The 17,236-nt window shown below is 64.9% G+C and carries 18 protein-coding genes and 1 pseudogene; 3 read left to right on the forward strand and 16 right to left on the reverse strand.

Features of this window, described 5'->3' with window-relative positions; translation table 11 throughout:
• Positions 1-192: 192 nt before the first annotated feature.
• The 7 genes and pseudogenes from ACYVNQ_RS24710 to ACYVNQ_RS24740 all read right to left on the reverse strand — a co-directional run bounded on the left by ACYVNQ_RS24710 (position 193) and on the right by ACYVNQ_RS24740 (position 6,021).
• A complete protein-coding gene (locus ACYVNQ_RS24710; protein WP_460905565.1) occupies positions 193-1,314 on the reverse strand; it encodes an ABC transporter substrate-binding protein in 1,122 nt (373 codons plus the stop codon).
• Positions 1,315-1,397: 83 nt separating this feature from the next.
• Positions 1,398-2,162: a glycerophosphodiester phosphodiesterase gene (gene ugpQ, locus ACYVNQ_RS24715; RefSeq protein WP_460906089.1), complete on the reverse strand. Its 765-nt coding sequence runs from the start codon at positions 2,160-2,162 to the stop codon at positions 1,398-1,400.
• 458 nt (positions 2,163-2,620) lie between these two features.
• Entirely contained in the window at positions 2,621-3,145 is a 525-nt protein-coding gene (locus ACYVNQ_RS24720; protein WP_460905568.1) for a helix-turn-helix transcriptional regulator, read from the reverse strand.
• A gap of 2 nt (positions 3,146-3,147) precedes the next feature.
• Positions 3,148-3,429, reverse strand: a complete 282-nt coding sequence (locus ACYVNQ_RS24725) for a hypothetical protein (RefSeq protein ID WP_460905571.1) — start codon at positions 3,427-3,429, stop codon at positions 3,148-3,150.
• A gap of 303 nt (positions 3,430-3,732) precedes the next feature.
• Positions 3,733-4,737, reverse strand: coding sequence for a lipoyl synthase (lipA, locus tag ACYVNQ_RS24730; RefSeq protein ID WP_460905574.1), 1,005 nt, complete (start codon positions 4,735-4,737; stop codon positions 3,733-3,735).
• A 15-nt stretch (positions 4,738-4,752) separates the two neighbouring features.
• Positions 4,753-5,555: pseudogene (lipB, locus tag ACYVNQ_RS24735) on the reverse strand (lipoyl(octanoyl) transferase LipB).
• Between the two features lie 139 nt (positions 5,556-5,694).
• A complete protein-coding gene (locus tag ACYVNQ_RS24740) occupies positions 5,695-6,021 on the reverse strand; it encodes a DUF2917 domain-containing protein (RefSeq protein ID WP_460905578.1) in 327 nt (108 codons plus the stop codon).
• Positions 6,022-6,120: 99 nt separating this feature from the next.
• On the opposite strand from ACYVNQ_RS24740, the gene ACYVNQ_RS24745 reads away from it, so the two are divergent.
• Entirely contained in the window at positions 6,121-7,077 is a 957-nt protein-coding gene (locus ACYVNQ_RS24745) for a transcriptional regulator GcvA (RefSeq protein ID WP_460905581.1), read from the forward strand.
• Positions 7,078-7,114: 37 nt separating this feature from the next.
• On the opposite strand, the gene ACYVNQ_RS24750 is transcribed toward ACYVNQ_RS24745, so the two are convergent.
• The 9 genes from ACYVNQ_RS24750 to ACYVNQ_RS24790 form a co-directional block, all read right to left on the reverse strand.
• Positions 7,115-7,384, reverse strand: a complete 270-nt coding sequence (locus ACYVNQ_RS24750; RefSeq protein ID WP_460905584.1) for a DUF493 family protein — start codon at positions 7,382-7,384, stop codon at positions 7,115-7,117.
• A 116-nt stretch (positions 7,385-7,500) separates the two neighbouring features.
• Positions 7,501-8,721, reverse strand: coding sequence for a D-alanyl-D-alanine carboxypeptidase family protein (locus ACYVNQ_RS24755; RefSeq protein ID WP_460905587.1), 1,221 nt, complete (start codon positions 8,719-8,721; stop codon positions 7,501-7,503).
• Positions 8,722-9,190: 469 nt separating this feature from the next.
• Complete coding sequence (locus tag ACYVNQ_RS24760) at positions 9,191-9,817, reverse strand: alpha/beta hydrolase (RefSeq protein WP_460905591.1); 627 nt, start codon at positions 9,815-9,817, stop codon at positions 9,191-9,193.
• 19 nt (positions 9,818-9,836) lie between these two features.
• Complete coding sequence (locus ACYVNQ_RS24765; RefSeq protein WP_460905593.1) at positions 9,837-10,160, reverse strand: (2Fe-2S) ferredoxin domain-containing protein; 324 nt, start codon at positions 10,158-10,160, stop codon at positions 9,837-9,839.
• A 108-nt stretch (positions 10,161-10,268) separates the two neighbouring features.
• Complete coding sequence (locus tag ACYVNQ_RS24770) at positions 10,269-11,432, reverse strand: VanZ family protein (RefSeq protein WP_460905596.1); 1,164 nt, start codon at positions 11,430-11,432, stop codon at positions 10,269-10,271.
• Positions 11,433-11,652: 220 nt separating this feature from the next.
• Positions 11,653-12,276, reverse strand: coding sequence for an ABC-type transport auxiliary lipoprotein family protein (locus tag ACYVNQ_RS24775; protein ID WP_460905599.1), 624 nt, complete (start codon positions 12,274-12,276; stop codon positions 11,653-11,655).
• A gap of 18 nt (positions 12,277-12,294) precedes the next feature.
• A complete protein-coding gene (locus ACYVNQ_RS24780) occupies positions 12,295-13,257 on the reverse strand; it encodes an MlaD family protein (RefSeq protein ID WP_460905602.1) in 963 nt (320 codons plus the stop codon).
• Positions 13,258-13,281: 24 nt separating this feature from the next.
• On the reverse strand, positions 13,282-14,172 hold the full coding sequence (locus ACYVNQ_RS24785; protein WP_460905605.1) for an ABC transporter ATP-binding protein: 891 nt from the start codon (positions 14,170-14,172) through the stop codon (positions 13,282-13,284).
• Entirely contained in the window at positions 14,169-15,305 is a 1,137-nt protein-coding gene (locus ACYVNQ_RS24790) for an MlaE family ABC transporter permease (RefSeq protein ID WP_460905608.1), read from the reverse strand. The genes ACYVNQ_RS24785 and ACYVNQ_RS24790 overlap by 4 nt, the downstream gene beginning before the upstream one ends.
• 107 nt (positions 15,306-15,412) lie before the next feature.
• Between ACYVNQ_RS24790 and ACYVNQ_RS24795 the strand changes: the two genes are divergently transcribed.
• Together ACYVNQ_RS24795 and ACYVNQ_RS24800 are read left to right on the forward strand one after the other, a co-directional pair.
• Positions 15,413-16,318 carry a biotin--[acetyl-CoA-carboxylase] ligase gene (locus tag ACYVNQ_RS24795; RefSeq protein ID WP_460905611.1) on the forward strand — a complete coding sequence of 302 codons (906 nt, stop codon included), beginning with the start codon at positions 15,413-15,415 and terminating at the stop codon, positions 16,316-16,318.
• A complete protein-coding gene (locus tag ACYVNQ_RS24800) occupies positions 16,315-17,199 on the forward strand; it encodes a type III pantothenate kinase (protein ID WP_460905614.1) in 885 nt (294 codons plus the stop codon). The genes ACYVNQ_RS24795 and ACYVNQ_RS24800 overlap by 4 nt, the downstream gene beginning before the upstream one ends.
• The last annotated feature ends 37 nt before the right edge of the window (positions 17,200-17,236 follow it).

Genomic DNA, 17,236 nt, shown 5'->3' on the forward strand with positions numbered 1-17,236 from the left:
AAGTTGCGGCACGTATGTGGGTGCCGGTGCCGATCGGCCGCTCGCTCTCTTTTTCGGGCGCGGCGTTGGGATACCATGCGGCGCGGCTTGTCCGCACGCGTATGGGTGCGCCGCATGCCGCGGCTGCGTGCCGTGGCTGGCTTGTCGCGGCCACCACCGAGCGCGGGCCGCCCATACGCTACGCCAGTCGGCTTACTTGACGTTCGCGCCGACTACCTGGTCCCACTGCTTCGTCACCGACTCTTTGGTGGCATCCTGCTGCTTCAGCGTCGGGAACACCGCGTTCTTGTAGGCTTGCGCAGGCGGCAGCTTGTCGAGCAACGCCTGCGGCACTTTTTTCGCGGCGACCAGTTCGTTGTAGCGCATCGGGTGACAGTAGCCGGCCAGCCAGCCGATCTGGCCTTCGTCGGAGTACAGATACTCCATCCACAGCTTCGCCGCGTTCGGATGCGGCGCATAAGCGCTGATCGCCTGCACGTAGACGCCTGCGACCACGCCCGTCTTCGGCACGATGACCTGCACCTTCGGGTTGCCCTTCAGCGTGTCGCGGTCGGCGAGCGCGTTGTAGTCCCAACGCACGATGATCGGCGTCGTGCCCTGCGCAAGCGAAGCCGCCTTGCCGATTACCGGTACGAAGTTGCCGCTCTTGTTCAGATCGGCGAAAAACTTCAGGCCCGCCTGATCGGCCTTGCTGGCATCGCCCCTGGTCTGCGAAAGTCCCGCCGCGTAGACCGCCTGAATGGCCTGGTTGGCCGAGCGCGGATCGCCGGCCAGCGATACCGCGTTCTTGTAGTCCGCCTTTTGCAGGTCGGCCCAGTCGGTCGGCGCCTTGTCGATCATGTCCGCGTTCACTTCGAACGCGAGCACGCCGTAGTAGTCGCCGTACCAGTAGCCCTCGGCATCCTTCGATTCATCGGGAATCGATTTCCACGTCGACACCTTGTACGGCTGCAGCAGGCCCGCTGCTTTCGCCGACGGACCAAACGACAGCCCCACGTCGATCACGTCCGGCGCCTGCGGCCCCTTGTTTCCCTTGTTGGCCTTGATCGCTTCGATTTCGTCGCCCGAGCCAGCATCGGGATTCAGTTCGTTGATCTTGATGCCGTACTTCTTCTGGAACGCGCCGATCACCTGGCCGTAGCCGCACCAGTCGTGAGGCAGCGCGATCACCGTGAGTTGTCCCTCCTGCTTCGCCGCCGCAATCAGCGCATCGGGCGGTGCCGCCGCGGCGCTGGCAGCTGCCGTCAGTGCCGCCGCGGCTGCGGTGGTCATGGCCGAAAATGAAAACAAGTCGCGCAACCGGGTCGAATTCATAGTCTCTCCATACTTTGCCGAAAATTCAAACGTGTTGGATGCTGCATTCTTATTTGATCGGCCCTGCCAGGTTGCGGCGAGGTTCAAGGGCCAATATCGCTGCCGATCAGATCGAGCCGATCGGTACAGATCATGTCGACACCCCACTGCGCAAGTTCGCGCGCGCGCGCCGGCCGGTTGACCGTGTAGGCAAGCACGCGCAGCCCAGCCCCATGGATCGCGGCGACGAGCGGTGCGCTCAGATGCTGGTGGTCCGCGTGCAACGACACGCATTCGAGCTCGCGGACGATGCGCAGCCAGTCATCCGGCAATGCTTCGAACAGCATGCCGCGCGGCAGCGCTGGCGCTGCGTCGCGCGCGGCGACGAGCGCGTCGTACGAGAACGACGATAGAAGCGGGGTTTGCAGGTGCCACAGCGCGAGCGCGGCGGTCGCAACGAGCTGCCCGGTGAGCACTTCGCGGCCGGGACACGGTTTGATTTCGATGTTCGCGGCAATGCTATCGCGCTCGCAGCGTTCGGCCACTTCGGCAAGCGTCGGAAGTCGCACACCGGCGAATTCGTGGTCGAACCAGGCGCCTGCGTCCAGCGCGCGAAGCTGTTGCCACGTGTGGACAGCGGGCGCGCCATGCCCGTTGGTGGTACGGTCGAGCGTGTCGTCGTGCAGCAGGAATACTTCGTTGTCAGCCGACAGCTTTGCATCGAACTCAACCATTCGATAGCCGTGCTGCAGGCAAGCGTCGAAGCCCGCCAACGTGTTCTCCGGCGCAAGCTTGCCGCCGCAGCGATGCGCAACCCGCCGCGGATAATGCCAGGCGGCGGATGGTGCTTCGTCGTTCCCGGTACCCATCATGTGGCTGCTCGATGAATGATTCGCTCGGACAGTTGCTTCGTGCACGCTGCATTATGGTCGGCTGCGGCGCTCTCAGGGCGGCACGCTGACTGGAGCGCGCCATGCCCCTGCAATGACGCAACCGACAATTTTTTACCCGGCTTTTCGCCCGGTTTCTCGCCTGCCCCTTCGCCTGGCAGCGCTCAGCGGCATGGTGCCTTGCCGGCGATCGATGCCAATTCATTCTGAGGATCGCGAAGCGCCGTGGCACATTGCGAACGCACCTGCGTCCGCAATGCTGAGACGCCGCTCGCTCAACTTGCGAAGGCTAAGGTCAAATACGCAAACTTGCAAGTTTCCAAAAAGACGGTTCGCTGAAGCTGTGCTCTCACTGCACGGACTTCAGCACCTGTCATCCGCACGACATGAAAAGCATGCCGCAACCACCGTTGCTCCGGCATACCGACACGTGCGTACTACGCAACCAGCGCATCGAGTTCGCGCTGCATACGCGGCGTGATTTGCCGAACCTCTTTGACCAGGTTGATCTGCATAGCGGTGGACGCGACCTCCATCAGTGTCTTCTCGAGACTGTAGCTGCCCTTCGCCTGCAGCCACGCGAGAATGTCTGCCAGATGCCAAACCGTGGTGGTTCCTTCATGCACCGGCGTAGGAAAACTCGTTGCATGCGTGATCATCAGCTTGCGCATGTTTTGCCGCGTGACGCCAACAGCGAGCGCCGCATCGGTGAGCCCGACGAAATCGGGCGCGGCTTCGATCAGCTTCGCACTCGGGATGGCTTGCTTGACGTTTGCCAGCGCACTGACGAGTGCGGCTTCGGCCGACTCCGCTTCCCGCGTGAACTCGAGCGCGATACGGCCAGGCTGACCGATGCCCACCAGCGCATCGTCGCATCCTGCTTCGCCAAGGCGTTCGACGATCTCGTCGAAATCGGCGTCTTGCGCCGCCAGCTGATACTTCAACGTGAAAACGTACTCCATTGCTACTCCTTGTTCGGCACTTGTTGAATGCTGTGCTTGATGCTTGCGTGCGACGAGCAGTGATCGACCACTCGCATCAACGCGTTTGCGTGATTGTGGGCATTGCGCGGCGTACTCCATATACCGGCGATGCAATACTCTCCGCAGCGACACTCCTCGTCGTTGTACGGGCAGTACATCTTTCCCCACGCGTGGGCACCGCCTGGAACGACACGCCATCCGTTTGCTTCCGCATACTTGATTGCAGCTTCGACTTCTTTTTTAGGGTGAGTTGGACGCTTCATGCTTAACCTCAATCCTAAAGACAACGCGCAAAGTTGTCAATTGACAACTTTTTTAAGATGAGGCATTTCGCACAACGGATATGAGATGCGTGCGGCGTGAAAGCGCAGTGAGCGGTGTGCATGTGAGGCCCTCCTGATGTGTTCGAAAACCGTACACATCGTGCCGGGCAACACACGCCCCATCAATTCCGCCAAACGACGTAGTCCAAAACGTCAAGCACGCATACTCGCCTGCTCGCGCGCAAAAAAAAGCCCACCTGACGGCGGGCCTTATAGCAATTCAGAAGTGTAAAGCGTCGATACTCAAACCACTCCGGCACCATGCGCCTGCACATCGGCGTGGTAGCTCGAGCGCACCATCGCGCCGACCGCCGCGTGCGTGAAGCCCATCTTGTACGCTTCTTCCTCGTACATCTTGAAGGTATCCGGGTGCACATACGCCCGCACCGGCAGATGGTGCTCGGAAGGCTGCAGGTATTGGCCGATCGTCAGCATGTCGACGTTGTGTTCGCGCAGATCGCGCATCACCTGCAGAATCTCTTCTTCGGTTTCGCCGAGCCCGACCATCAGCCCGGACTTCGTCGCCACGTGCGGATGCAGTGCCTTGAAATCCTTCAGCAGCTTCAGCGAATGCGCGTAATCCGAACCCGGGCGCGCTTCCTTGTACAGGCGCGGTACGGTTTCGAGGTTGTGGTTCATCACGTCAGGCGGCGCAGCATTCAGAATGCCCAGCGCGCGATCCAGACGGCCGCGGAAATCCGGCGTCAGAATCTCGATGCGCGTTTCCGGCGACAGCTCACGCGTCTTTTGAATGCATTCGACGAAGTGCGCCGCACCGCCATCGCGCAGATCGTCGCGGTCGACGCTGGTGATCACCACATACTTCAGGCGCAACGCCGCAATCGTGCGCGCCAGGTTCAGCGGCTCGTCCGTATCGAGCGGATCCGGCCGGCCGTGGCCGACGTCGCAAAACGGGCAGCGCCGCGTGCACTTGTCGCCCATCACCATAAAGGTCGCCGTGCCCTTGCCGAAGCACTCGCCGATATTCGGACAGCTCGCTTCCTCGCACACCGTATGCAGGTTGTGCTCGCGCAGAATCTGCTTGATCTCGGAGAAGCGCGAATTGCCGGTCGCCGCCTTCACGCGGATCCAGTCCGGCTTCTTCAGCTTTTCGATCGGAACAATCTTGATTGGAATACGTGCAGTCTTGGCTTGCGCTTTCTGCTTTACGGTGGCGTCGTATGCGGCGGATGCCGGAGCAGCCTCCGGTGCCGTAGAGCCTGCGAGATTCGCGGTAACGTCAGTCATTCGTTCGTTCCAGTGTCAGGCAGCGGTGGCGGCACCGGCCTGCGATTGGGGACGGCGGCGCTAGTGCCGTCGATGTTTGCGATCAGGCGTGCGGCGAGGGTTCCGGCGACATCCGCCCACCCGGCGCCGATGCCAAGCGTGGCCATGTCCACCGTTTCGAGCCCCGCGTAGCCACACGGATTGATCGCGAGAAACGGGCGCAGATCCATCTTCACGTTCAGGCTGACACCGTGGTAACTGCAGCCGTTGCGGATCTTGAGCCCGAGGGCCGCGATTTTTGCGCCGGCGTGCAGCCCAGCGTCAGCTCCATCGGGCCCGTCAGGACCGGGCGCCACATAGATGCCCGGCGCTCCGGGCTTCCGTTCACCGGCGAGATTATACGCCGCGAGCGTTTCGATCACGGCCTGCTCGATGCGCGTGACCGTCTCGCGCACCATCAGTTTGCGGCGCCGCAAATCGAGCAGCAGATAGGCGACGATCTGTCCGGGCCCGTGGTAGGTAATCTGTCCGCCACGGTCGACCTTGACCAGCGGGATGCCGCTATCCGCAACCAGCAGATGCGACGGGTTGCCGGCCTGGCCTAATGTAAATACAGGCGGATGTTCGACCAGCCAGATTTCGTCCGTGGTTTGCGCGGTGCGCGCTTCGGTGAACGCGCGCATTGCGTCAAAGCTGCTTTGATAGTCCTCGACGCCGCGCCAGCGCAGCGCGACGGGCACTGTCGCAACCGGCTCGGGCAGGGGAACTTCGGACAGCGCCGCTCCAGACGGGTTTGGACTGGACGGCGCAACAGGAAGGGAAACCGGCGTGGCACACATGATTGCGCAAGTTTACCGAAATCTTGCGCACCCCGCCGGGGACGGCTGCGGATCATGCTTCGGCCCGCACTTCGGGCAAGCCGCGGTCAAAGGTGTTCAAACGCCGTCAAACGCGTTCGTCGCCCCTGCGACCCCGCCGTCAAACCGTACGCCAGCCACCGCGCAGCCGGCTGGCAAGACGATCGGCAAGTCGCCCAAACCAGTTGGCGGCGCGCTCGTCGGCGCGCGTCAGCACGTGAAAAGCGACGTTCGCGTAGGTCCCGTCTTCGGCGCTCAGCCACAGCCGCTCGCCGCGACGCAAGCCCAGCGTCTTGCCCGGCTCGAGCCAGTAATCGTCGACATCGTCGCTGCGCGTCACCCACACTGCGCCGCCTTGCACCGTCATCCGCGTGCTGCGGTTGACGCGCATCGGCACCGTTTCACCTGCATGCAGTTCAAACTGGATGCTAGAGGAAATTTCTCGCATGACACCCTCGCCAAAGAACATTTGATAGCTACAATCGTAGGCGCAACAAGGGCTTACGCAAAACGAGCAATTTTCACGGCTATGTGAGAAAAACTAACCATGGACTGGCGCCAGCTACCGGCACTCAACGCGATCAAGGCATTCGAGGCGGCTGCACGCCACGAAAGTTTCTCGCGTGCCGCGGATGAATTATTCGTCACGCACGGCGCCGTCAGCCATCAGATTCGCGCGCTGGAGGCGGACCTCGGCGTGACGCTCTTTACGCGCGAAGGCAAGCGCGTACGGCTCACTGATGTGGGCCGCCGCTACGCCGCGCAAGTACGTGCCGCACTGAGCACGCTCGCCGAAGCGACCCGCGAAATCCGCGCCGGCGACCGCGAACGGCGCCTCGTCGTTTCGGTGCTCGCGTCGTTCGCCGCGCGCTGGGTGACGCCGCGTGTCGGCAGCTTTATCGAGTCGCACCCGCAATGGGACCTCGAACTGCAATCCACCAATGCGCTGATCGATTTCAGCCGCGACGACGTCGATGCCGCGATCCGCTTCGGATTCGGCAAATACCCGGGCTTGCATGTGGAGTTGCTGCTGGAGGAAATTTTCTTTCCGGCGTGTGCGCCGCACTTCAACGGCGGCAATCTGCCGAAGACACCCGCCGAACTGGCGAATTTCCCGCTGATGCGCTCAGACGACCAGCTGTGGCGGCAGTGGTTCGACGCAGCCGGCCTGACGGACTGGCCGGAGCCGACCCGCGGCGTGCTGTACCAGGATTCGTCGAATCTGCTGCAAGGTGCGCTAGACGGCCAGGGCATCGCGCTGACACGGCGCACGCTGGCTACCCAGGAAATTGCCGCCGGCCGCCTCGTGCGGCTGTTCGACATCGACGGACCGAGCCCGTGGCAGTATTTTTTCGTGTGCTCGCCGCATCTACGCCACACGCCGCGTGTGGAGGCGTTTCACTGCTGGATTTTTAAAGAGGCCGCGCGCTTCAGGCAATTGTTCGAGCAGGTCTGCTCGAAGCCGACGGGTAACACAAAGGATGCGTCGCCCAGCGCGCCTTGAACCACACACACTCGTCGAACACTCCGCAGCAAACCGCTTAAAGCACCACCTTCACCATCGGATGACCGGTGAGCGCGCGATAGATGTTATCGAGCTGCTCGCGGTTCAGCGCCCGCACCGTCAACGTAAGACCGGTGTAATTGCCGCCGCTCGATGGCCGCGTTTCGAGCCGTGCCGGATCGAATTCACCATCGAACTGCTGGATCACCGCAACGATCGTCGCGGCAAACTCGGGATGCGATTTACCCATCACCTTGATCGGGAAATCGCACGGGTACTCAATCAACGATTCGTTTTCGGGGCTCATGCCGCCCTCCATGACTGCACCGCATGCGCATCGAAAGCAGGCGGCGCTGCACCAGACAACGCCACCAGCCCGCCCGCACGCGGTATTCCTGCCGGGTACCGGGAAAGCGACCCGGCTTACTTCTTCTTGTTGAACATCAGCATCAGCGAATCCCACACACGGCCGACTACGCCCGCCTGCGGCACCGCCTGCAGCGCGACCAGCGGGAACTGCGCCAGCGTCTTGCCGTCCGAGACCAGTTTCACCGTGCCGACCTGCTGGCCCGCGGCGATCGGTGCGATCAGCGGATCGGCATGCTCGACCTGCGGCTTGGCCTTGTCGCCGAGGCCCTTCGGCAGCGTGATGTATTGATCGGTGGCCACGCCGAGCTTGACCGTATCCTGCGAGCCCTTGTACACGCGCGGCGTCTCGATCACCTGGTTCGCCTTGTACAGGCGCGCCGTGTCGTACGCGCTGTAGCCGTAGTTCAGCATCTTCAGGCTGTCCTGCACGCGGTCATGCTCTTTCGTCTCGCCCATCACCACCGTCACGAGACGGCGCGACGCGTCCGGCACACCCGGCAGCGGGCGCTTGGCCGATGCGATCAGGCAGTAGCCGGCCGCCTGCGTATGGCCGGTCTTCAGGCCGTCGACGGTCGGATCGAGCCACAGCAGACGGTTGCGGTTCGGCTGCTTGATCTTGTTGTAGGTGAATTCCTTCACCGAGAAGATGTTGTAGTAATCCGGGTAATCGCGGATCAGCCGTGCCGACAGAATCGCCAGATCGCCGGCCGTCGTGTAGTGCTGCGCGTCGGGCATGCCGTTGACGTCGGCAAAGTGCGTGTTCTTCATGCCGAGCTTTTGCGCTTCGGCGTTCATCATGCCGACGAACTGCGATTCGGTGCCGCCGACCAGTTCGGCCAGCGCGATTGCCGCATCGTTGCCCGACTGCACGATCATGCCGTACACGAGGTCGTGCACGGTGACCGGCTTGTTCGCCTCGATGAACATGCGCGATTCGTCGTTGCGCACGCGGCGCACCGCTTCGCTCGGCGTGACCGTCTGCTCCATCGTGATCTTCTTCGTGTGCAGCGCCTCGAAGACCAGATAGGCGGTCATCAGCTTGGTCAGCGAGGCCGGCTCGACGCGCTCATCCGGATTGCCGGACGCGAGCACCTGATTGCTGGTCGCGTCGACGATCACCCACGAGCGCGCATTGACCGCCGGCGGCGGCACCTGCGCGAACGCCGTGCTGGCAATCAGCGAAGCGGGCAACACGACACCGAGCGTCACCGCGCGGCCGATGGATGGGGGAACGAAAGACGCGATTGACGAAAGGCCTGAAGTGGAAAAACGCATAGGATCGGTTCGGGCAGATGCAGATAGGGGCAATCGCGCGTGAGCGGCGCGCGGTTCGGAGAAGCCGGCCAGCGGGTGCGCGCCGCGCAGGCGCCGGAACATGGTGGCGACAACGCGACCAGAGTGGCAACAGCACGGCGCTTTTTGGACTGGCGGCTACACGATCGGTTCGCGAAGCGCCTCGCGTGCCGTGCGGCGCGTGGCCGCGACAGACGGACGGGCGGCGCTGCGCCCAAAAAAGAGCGCTCATTATACGCGGCGCGCGCGCGGATTTTCCCTGCCTGGGCCGTTTTTTACGGCCTATGCGGCACCGATGTGACGCCCGGCGTGCGACGCGCAGCGATTACGGCGTGCGCAAGCCCGCGGGCGCATCGATGCGACGCCCGGCGCGCGTCGCCAAGCGTCGCCCGACGAATACGCGGCGCGCGAGCCGGCGGGGGCACCTCGATACGCGATGCGCGGCCCGCGCCTAACGCCACGCGTCGACGATAACCCGCTTCAGCACATGCAGTTTGCGGTGCAGGAAATGTTCGGCACCCGGAATAACCACCACCGGCAGTTCCTGCGGCGTAGCCCAGTCGAACACCGATTTGATCGGCACGGTGTCGTCGATTTCGCCGTGGATAACAAGCGTCGTGTCCGGCACCGGCGCGACTTCCCAGCGGCTCGCCGCGGTACCGACGAACACCATCCGTTCGATCGCCCGGCCCTCGTCGCGCAGCTTCGCGGCCACGTGCGACAGCACGAACGTGCCGAACGAAAAGCCCGCGAGCACCAGCGGCAGCTCGCCCTGCCCCGGCTGCGCGCGCATATGGTCGAGCACGGCGTGCAGGTCGTCGCGTTCGCCGATGCCGTTGTCATGCTCGCCTTGCGTCGCACCGACGCCGCGGAAATTCGCACGATACGTGATGTACTTCAGCTGCACGAAGGTGCGCGCCAGCGTCTGCGCGACCTTGTTGTCCATCGAGCCGCCGAACAGCGGATGCGGATGCGCGATCAGCACGATACCGCGCGCGTCGCCGTCGGGCAGATCGAGCGCGACCTCGATCTTGCCGACCGGCCCGTCGATCAGATATTTCTGCGTTTGAGCGTTCATTGTGTTGTTTTGCTAAAGCCTAGCGGTCGATCTTGAGGCGCTCGACCACCTTGCCGTGCACCAAATGCGATTCGACGATTTCGTCGATATCGCTCTTGTCGACGTACGTGTACCACGTGCCTTCCGGATAGACGACGATGGTCGGCCCTTCCTCGCAGCGGTCGAGACACCCGGATTTATTGATGCGCACCTGGCCGGGCCCGGAGATGCCGAGCTGCTTCACGCGTTTTTTCGCGTATTCCTGCATCTCCTGGGACCCGCAGTTCGCGCAGCTCGGCCGGTCTGCGCCGGGCTCGCGCTGGTTCAGGCAGAAGAAGACGTGGTATTTGAAGAACGATTCCATGATGTAGGGAATGGCCGCAATAGATTTGAAAGCACAGACCTGAAGTGCGCAGCAAACGCCAAACCTGCGCGCGCGAACCCGAGGTGACCCGGCCGATTATAGCGAGCGCTACTTCGCGACGCGTGCACGCCGGCGCGTGAGCCACGCGCGCTCGGCGGAAAACGCGAGCCACACGAGCACCGCATACGGCCAGGTCCACGCGAGCCAGCGCGCGAGGCCGTTGAAGTGCAGATAGCGGCCTTGCCGCCAGTCGGCGAGCACCACGTCGAAATAGGGGTTCACCGGCAGCAGGTTGACCAGCGCGAGCGCGACGGCGAGCGCCACTGCGGCCAGCGCGGCGCGCCACGCGAGCGGCAGCCTGAGCACGCCCAATGCGGCCGCGCTGCCGCACAGCAGGCCGAGCAACGCGCCGGGCGTGGCCCAGTCGAACACCAGGCCGGTCTGCGATTGCAGAAAGGTCGCGCCCGTTTTGACCGCCAGCGTGAACAGCACAAAGCCGCAAAACAACAGCCTGCGCGGTGCGCGGGCGCGCATCGGCAGCGACGCGAACGCGCCGGCCGCGAACAGGCTGAGCGCGGTGATCAAGGCTTCCCAGCCGTCGTCAGGCAACCAGCTGCCAAGTCGCGCGGGCCACGAAGCGAGGTGCCACGCCGCGGGCGTCCATGCGAGCAGCGCATCCTGCATGCTCGCATCGAAGCGCAGCCACAGCGTGCGCGGCCAGTCGCCGACGCCGAACAGGCGCGGTGTGGGAAACATCGTCGCAAACGGCCACAACGCGGCGAGGCATAGCGCCGCCGCGCTATCGCGCTCGAACCACAGGAAGCGCATGCGGCGCAGCATGCCGCGATCGAGCAGCGCGCCGGTGGCCGGCGACATCAGCGTCGCACCGACCAGCGCGCCAAGGCCGTTGGACGCGAGATCGAGATTGGAGGCGATGCGCGTCGGCAAGTAGGTCTGCACCGACTCCATCACGCCCGACAGCAGTGCGCCGGCCGCAAACGCGAGCCCGACCGCCAGCGCGCCGCGCATGCGTGGATACAGCGCCAGCACCACCAGTGCGCCGAACGGCATGTAACCGAGCACGTTCGTGACGACGTCGAACAGCGTCAGGTATTGCGGCAGCGGATCGGTGAGAAAGTCGAATGGGCCGAGGCCGAGCGAGCGCCAGCCGTAAAACGGGTACCACGAGCCGTACACGATCAGCGCCGTGTAGAGCGCGAGCGCCTGCCGTGCGAACGCCGATGGCCGGCGCTGCCACGGCTTGTCGGTCATGCGGCGCTCCGCGCGGCGTGCGGCGCGTGGGTCGCTGCGGCGCCTGCTGGGTCGCTGAATGCGTCGCCCGTTGCGCGGCTCATTGAGTCGCCCGTTGCGGCGCCCATCGCGTTGCTCGTTGCTTCGCGCGTTGTGCGGTTTGTAGCGTCGCTCATTGCGCACGCTGCGCCGCTCATTTCACGGCTCATTTCACGGCTCATTGCGTCGCCCGTTGCGCCGCTCATTGAGTCGCGACCAGCGCCTGCATGCCGAGCCACGAACCAATCTGCGCAACGAGATCGTCGCTCGCGGTAGCGAGTGCGCGCGCGCCGCCGGCCGCGTCCGGCGTATCGGCCGGCGCACGAGCCACGAACGTATGCTGGCCGACCACCTTGCCGTTAGCCGTCAGCGTGGTGCGCGCAATCACCGTCGCGTGGCTTTGCGACTGCCCGTCGAAGTCCTGCTCGAACTGCTCGAGATCGACTTTCAGTACCGGCGCATGCACCGCGTCGGCGCCGGTCAGCACCGTACCGCGCGTCGACAGCGCCGCGCGCAGCCGTTGCGTCAGCAACTGCGCGGGCGGCATGGTCCAGTGGCTGGTCGCGTAGACGGCTGTGCGCTGCGCATCCGCATAGCTCAGCCGGTAGATCAGTTTGTCGGTGCCGAGCGTCTCGGGCGCGCTGACCTCGAGCACCTTCACCATCGGCATCGGGCTGGTGCCGCCCGCCTGCGGCGGCGGCCCGAGGTCGTAACGGATATCGGCGAGTGCCGCCGGATTGCCTGCGCATCCCGCCAGCACGCCAAGCGCGAGCAACGCGGCAAGCGCCGTGTAAAGCGGAACGAAGCGATTGATCGAGCGTGACATATGCGTTTCCTCTTCAGATCATTTTTGCGCGCCGCCTTGCGGCCACGTGAAGCCCGGCTCGCCCGGCCCCGGCGTCGGCTTCGGCGGACCGAACAGGACGCTGCGCGGGTTATCGCTGAACGTGTCGGCGGCGCGGTCGATCGAGCGCGCCGCGGTGCGCACGTCGTCGGCGAGCGAGTTGACGCGCGGCAGCGTGTCGTAGCCGACCCGCGACGAGATCTCCTGCAGCGACTCGTTCATCGACGTCAGCGCGTCGCCCGCCTGCTGCGCCGCCGTGCCGACCTTGTTCAGGTTCGACTCGAGCGGCCCGTTCGAGCGGTTCAGGCTGGTGATCAGCTCGTTGGTCGACGCCAGCGTGCGGTTCAGCTGATCCATCGTCGGCGGCAGCTTGCCGGCGGCCGGCGCGATCTGCTGGGTCAGCGACGTCACGCCGTCGGCCGCGTGCTGCAGGCTTGCGGCAGTCGCCAGCAGCTGGTTGCGCATATCGCCGGACAGGATGTCGTCGACGTCGGTCGCGACCTTCTCGAGCTTGCGCAACAGGATGTCGCCGCGCTTTTGCAGCTGGTCGAGCAGCCCTGGATGCAACGGCAGCTGCGCGACGTTCTTGTCGGACGACGCAAGCGGCGCGACATCCTTGCCGGTGTCGTCCAGCTGCACGAACGCGATGCCGGTCACGCCCTGCAATGCGAGACTGCCGAACGTCGAATGGGTGATCGGCGCGCGCTTGTCCACCAGGATGCGGATCACGATCTGCCCGGGATGGTCGCGGTCGAACTTCAGCGATTGCACCTTGCCGACGTCGAGCCCGCGATAGCGCACCGCCGCGTCCGCATACAGCCCGGTCACGTTGGTGCGCGCGATCAGGTCGTACGGCACACGTACCGAGCGGTCGACATTGAACAGCACGGCCGCCGCGGCGATCGCCAGCGCCAGTGCCACCGTGAAGAGCCCGGCCCAGAAGGCGTGGGATTTGTTTTCCATCGTCAGGTTCCCCAGGTTCCCCGCTTACATCGCGGTCTTCAGCGGGATCGCGTCGCAGGCCGGTTCCATCGCCTCGGCCGGCAACTTCGCGCGACGTTCCGCCGACAGCCCTTGCAGTGCGAGACGCCCGCGCAGGCCGAGAAAGTATTCGCGGATAAACGGATGATCGACACCCGCCACCTCCTCGACCGGCGCTGCCACCAGCACGCGGCGCTCCGCCAGCACCGCGACGCGTGTCGACAGCGCGACCATCGTATCGAGATCGTGCGTCACCATGACCACCGTCAAGCCGAGCGCGCGATGCAGCGCGCTGATCAGCTCGACGAATTCGTCGGACGCCTGCGGGTCGAGGCCGGCGGTCGGCTCGTCGAGAAACAGCAGCTCCGGTTCGAGCGCGATCGCGCGCGCGATGCCGACCCGCTTGACCATGCCGCCCGACAGCGCGGCCGGCATCTTCGACGCGTTCTTGCACGGCAGCCCGACCATCTCGAGCTTCAGCATCACGATGTCGCGCAGCAGGTCTTCCGGCACCTTGCCGAGTTCGCGCAGCGGCTGCGCGATATTGTCGAACACCGACAGCGACGAAAACAGCGCGCCGTGCTGGAACAGCATGCCCATCCGGCTGCGTGTGAGATTCGCCTCTTCGGGGTCGACGGTCGACGTATCGCGGTCGAACACCTTGATGGTGCCCGACGTCGGCCGCTCGAGGCCGAGAATCTGCCGCATCAGCGTGGTCTTGCCCGAGCCCGAACCGCCGACGATCGCGACGATCTCGCCGCGTCGCACGTCGAAATTCAGATGCTGATGCACGATGTTGCGGCCGTAGCGTTTCGTCAGATCGCGCACCTCGATCACCGTTTCGGCGATCTCCGGCAGCGGCTGGTCCCGTACGGCATGAGTGAGCGGCGCAATCATGACAGCCCCACGTTCTGGAAGATGATCGCGAACACGGCGTCCGCGAGAATCACGATGGTGATCGAGGTGACCACCGAAGTGGTCGTGCCTTCGCCGAGGCTCTGCGAATTCGCCTTGATGCGAAAGCCGAAATGGCAGCCGACCAGCGCGATCAGCATGCCGAAAGTGGCGCCCTTGCCGAGCCCGATCCACAGGTTCGCGACCGGCACGACGGTCGGCAGCGAGCGCGCGAAATAGGCGACGTCGATCTGCAGCACCAGTTTCGCCGCGAGCGCGCCGCCGACCAGCGCGACGATGTTGGTCCACATCACCAGCAGCGGCATCGCGATCGCGAGCGCGATCACGCGCGGCAGGATCAGCCGCAGACCGTGCGGGATGCCCATTACGCGCATCGCGTCGAGTTCTTCTGTAACACGCATCACGCCGATCTGCGCGGTGATCGACGAACCGGAGCGCCCGGCCACCAGAATTGCCGCCAGCACCGGCCCCAGCTCGCGGATCACGGACAGCCCGAGAATGTTGACGATGAACTGGTTCGCGCCGAACAGCCGCAATTGCTGCGCAGACAGATAACTCAGCACGATACCGATCAGGAACGCCACCAGCGCGATGATCGGCAGCGCCTGCGCGCCCGCGTAGTAGACGTTCGCCGAAATTTCCTTCCACGGCGTGATCTTCGGGTTGCGCACGATCGCCAGCAGATCGAGCACGACGCGCCCGAACATCGCGATCCCGCCGTACAGATGCTCGAAGAACTCGAACATGCGCAGACCGAGCCGCGTGATCGGGCCGAAGTGTTCGACCTTCTCCGGGTTTTCGCGCGCGGAGTCGAGCAGCGCGATACGGTCGAAGATATCGCGCTGCGTGTCGTTCAGCGCAACCAGATTGGCGGGTAGCCGGTAGCCCCAGATCCGCCACAGCGCCTGGCCGCCAACGTGATCCATGCGGTCGATGCGCGACAGATCCCACTGCGCGATCTTGTCGGTGCCGAGCAGTTCGCGCAAACGCGGCAGCGCACGGCCCTGCTCGCGGTCGCGCGCGAGCGCGAGCGCGGTCCACTGGCCGGATAGCCGGACGATCTTGCCCTGTCTGCCTGCCGCGACTTCAAGGCCGGGCGGAGTGTCGTAGTTCAAGGCGCTGGAGGGTCGTGGTCGGATTACGCGCATTGTATCGAACACACTGCGCATCGGCCCTGGTGGTCCGCCGCCTCAGGCCGGTGGCTGTGGCTACAATACGCGGCATGACATCCTCTCGCACACCTGAGGCCGCCCCCGCGAACGACTGGCGCATCGATCGTGCGCGCGCCGTTGCGCTGTTTGGCGCCGCCGCCCACGACTGGCCGATCGAAATCGTCGAAGAGACCGGCTCCACCAACGCCGACCTGATGGCCCGGGTCAAAGCGCTGCCGCGCCAAGCCGGCGCGCTCGAGCGGCCGATCGTGCGGGTCGCCTACCTGCAGACGGCCGGCCGCGGCCGGCGCGGTCGGCCGTGGTATGCGGAACCCGGCAATGCGCTGCTGTTCTCGGTGGCCTGCGTGCTGCCGTGTCCGCTCGAGGGGCTGGCGGGCTTGAGTCTCGCGGTCGGCGTTGCGCTGGTCGAAGGGCTGCGCTCGCTGCCGGTGGCCGGCCCCGGCCAGATCGCGTTGAAGTGGCCGAACGACGTGCTGCTCGAAGGCGACAAGCTGGCCGGCATCCTGATCGAAACCGCGTGGAGCACCGCGGATGCAAGCGCGGTCGTGATCGGCATTGGTACCAATGTGAATGGCGCCGACGAACTGGCCGCGAAAGTCGGCGCGCTGAATGCGGGTGTGCCCGAACAGGCGCGCGGAGCAATACCGACGGCGCTGTCGCGCGCGCTGCCCAACGCGAATCTCACCGATACGCTCGCCGCCGAGTTGAACGCGCTCGAACCGGCGCTGCAGCGCTTCGCGACGGAAGGCTTCGCGCCATTCCAGCCGCGCTGGAACGCGTGCCATGCGTATGCAGGGCGCGAAGTGGTGCTGTATGAACAAGGCGTCGAGATCGGCCACGGTGTTGCGGCCGGTGTCGACGAACGCGGCCAGTTGCTGCTCGACACGTCAACCGGCCGCGAAACCATCGCCACCGGCGACGTGTCGCTGCGGCTTGCACAACGGCAGGCGTCATGAGCGGCCCCTTCTTTCTACTGATCGATGCCGGCAATAGCCGCGTCAAATGGGCATTGGTTCAGGCCGATGGGGCGCCGCTGCGCAGCGGCGCGTTCACGCATAGCGGCTTGCTGGTGAAAGGCGTCGGCGATCCGCTCGAAGCCGAGCACGAGCCCGCGTGGAGCGAACTGCCCGCCACGCCCGGCAGCGCATGGATTTCGAATGTGGCGGGCGAGGCAGTCGCCCGGCGCATCGACACCCTGCTGGATGCCTACTGGCCCGATCTGCCGCGCACGACGGTGCGCGCCGCCGCGCAGCAGTGCGGCGTGCGCAACGGCTACGCAGCGCCGGCGTCGCTCGGCAGCGACCGCTGGGCCGGCATGATTGGCGCGCACACGGCGTTTCCCGGCGAAGATCTGCTGGTGGCGACGTTCGGCACCGCGACGACGCTGGAAGCGCTGCGCGCGGACGGCACGTTTACCGGCGGATTGATCACGCCGGGCTGGTCGCTGATGATGCGCTCGCTGGGCGAACATACCGCGCAGTTGCCGACGCTTTTGGCGCAGGATCAGTTCGATCCGCGCGATCCGCTCGCAGACACCGAGCCGTCCACACCTGCGGCTACGATGGCAGCCACACCCACGCCGCATGTTTCGCTCGTCGCGGATAACACGCGCGACGCCATCGCGGCGGGCTGCGCGACCGCGCAAGCGGCGTTCGTCGAGCGGGTCTGGCGCAGCCTGCAGGAGCAGTGGCGCACGCCGGTGCGGCTGGTAGTGGGCGGCGGCGCGGCCGGCGAGGTGACCGGAAGCTTGCAGGTGCCGTTCACGCAACACGATGCGCTCGTACTGTCGGGGCTCGCACTGATCGCAGCGGATAGTGTCGCCGGTCAGCGCAGGTAGTTAGAATCTGCCAGCGGCACCTCACCCCTCACGACGG

This window comes from Paraburkholderia jirisanensis, from assembly GCF_054782355.1.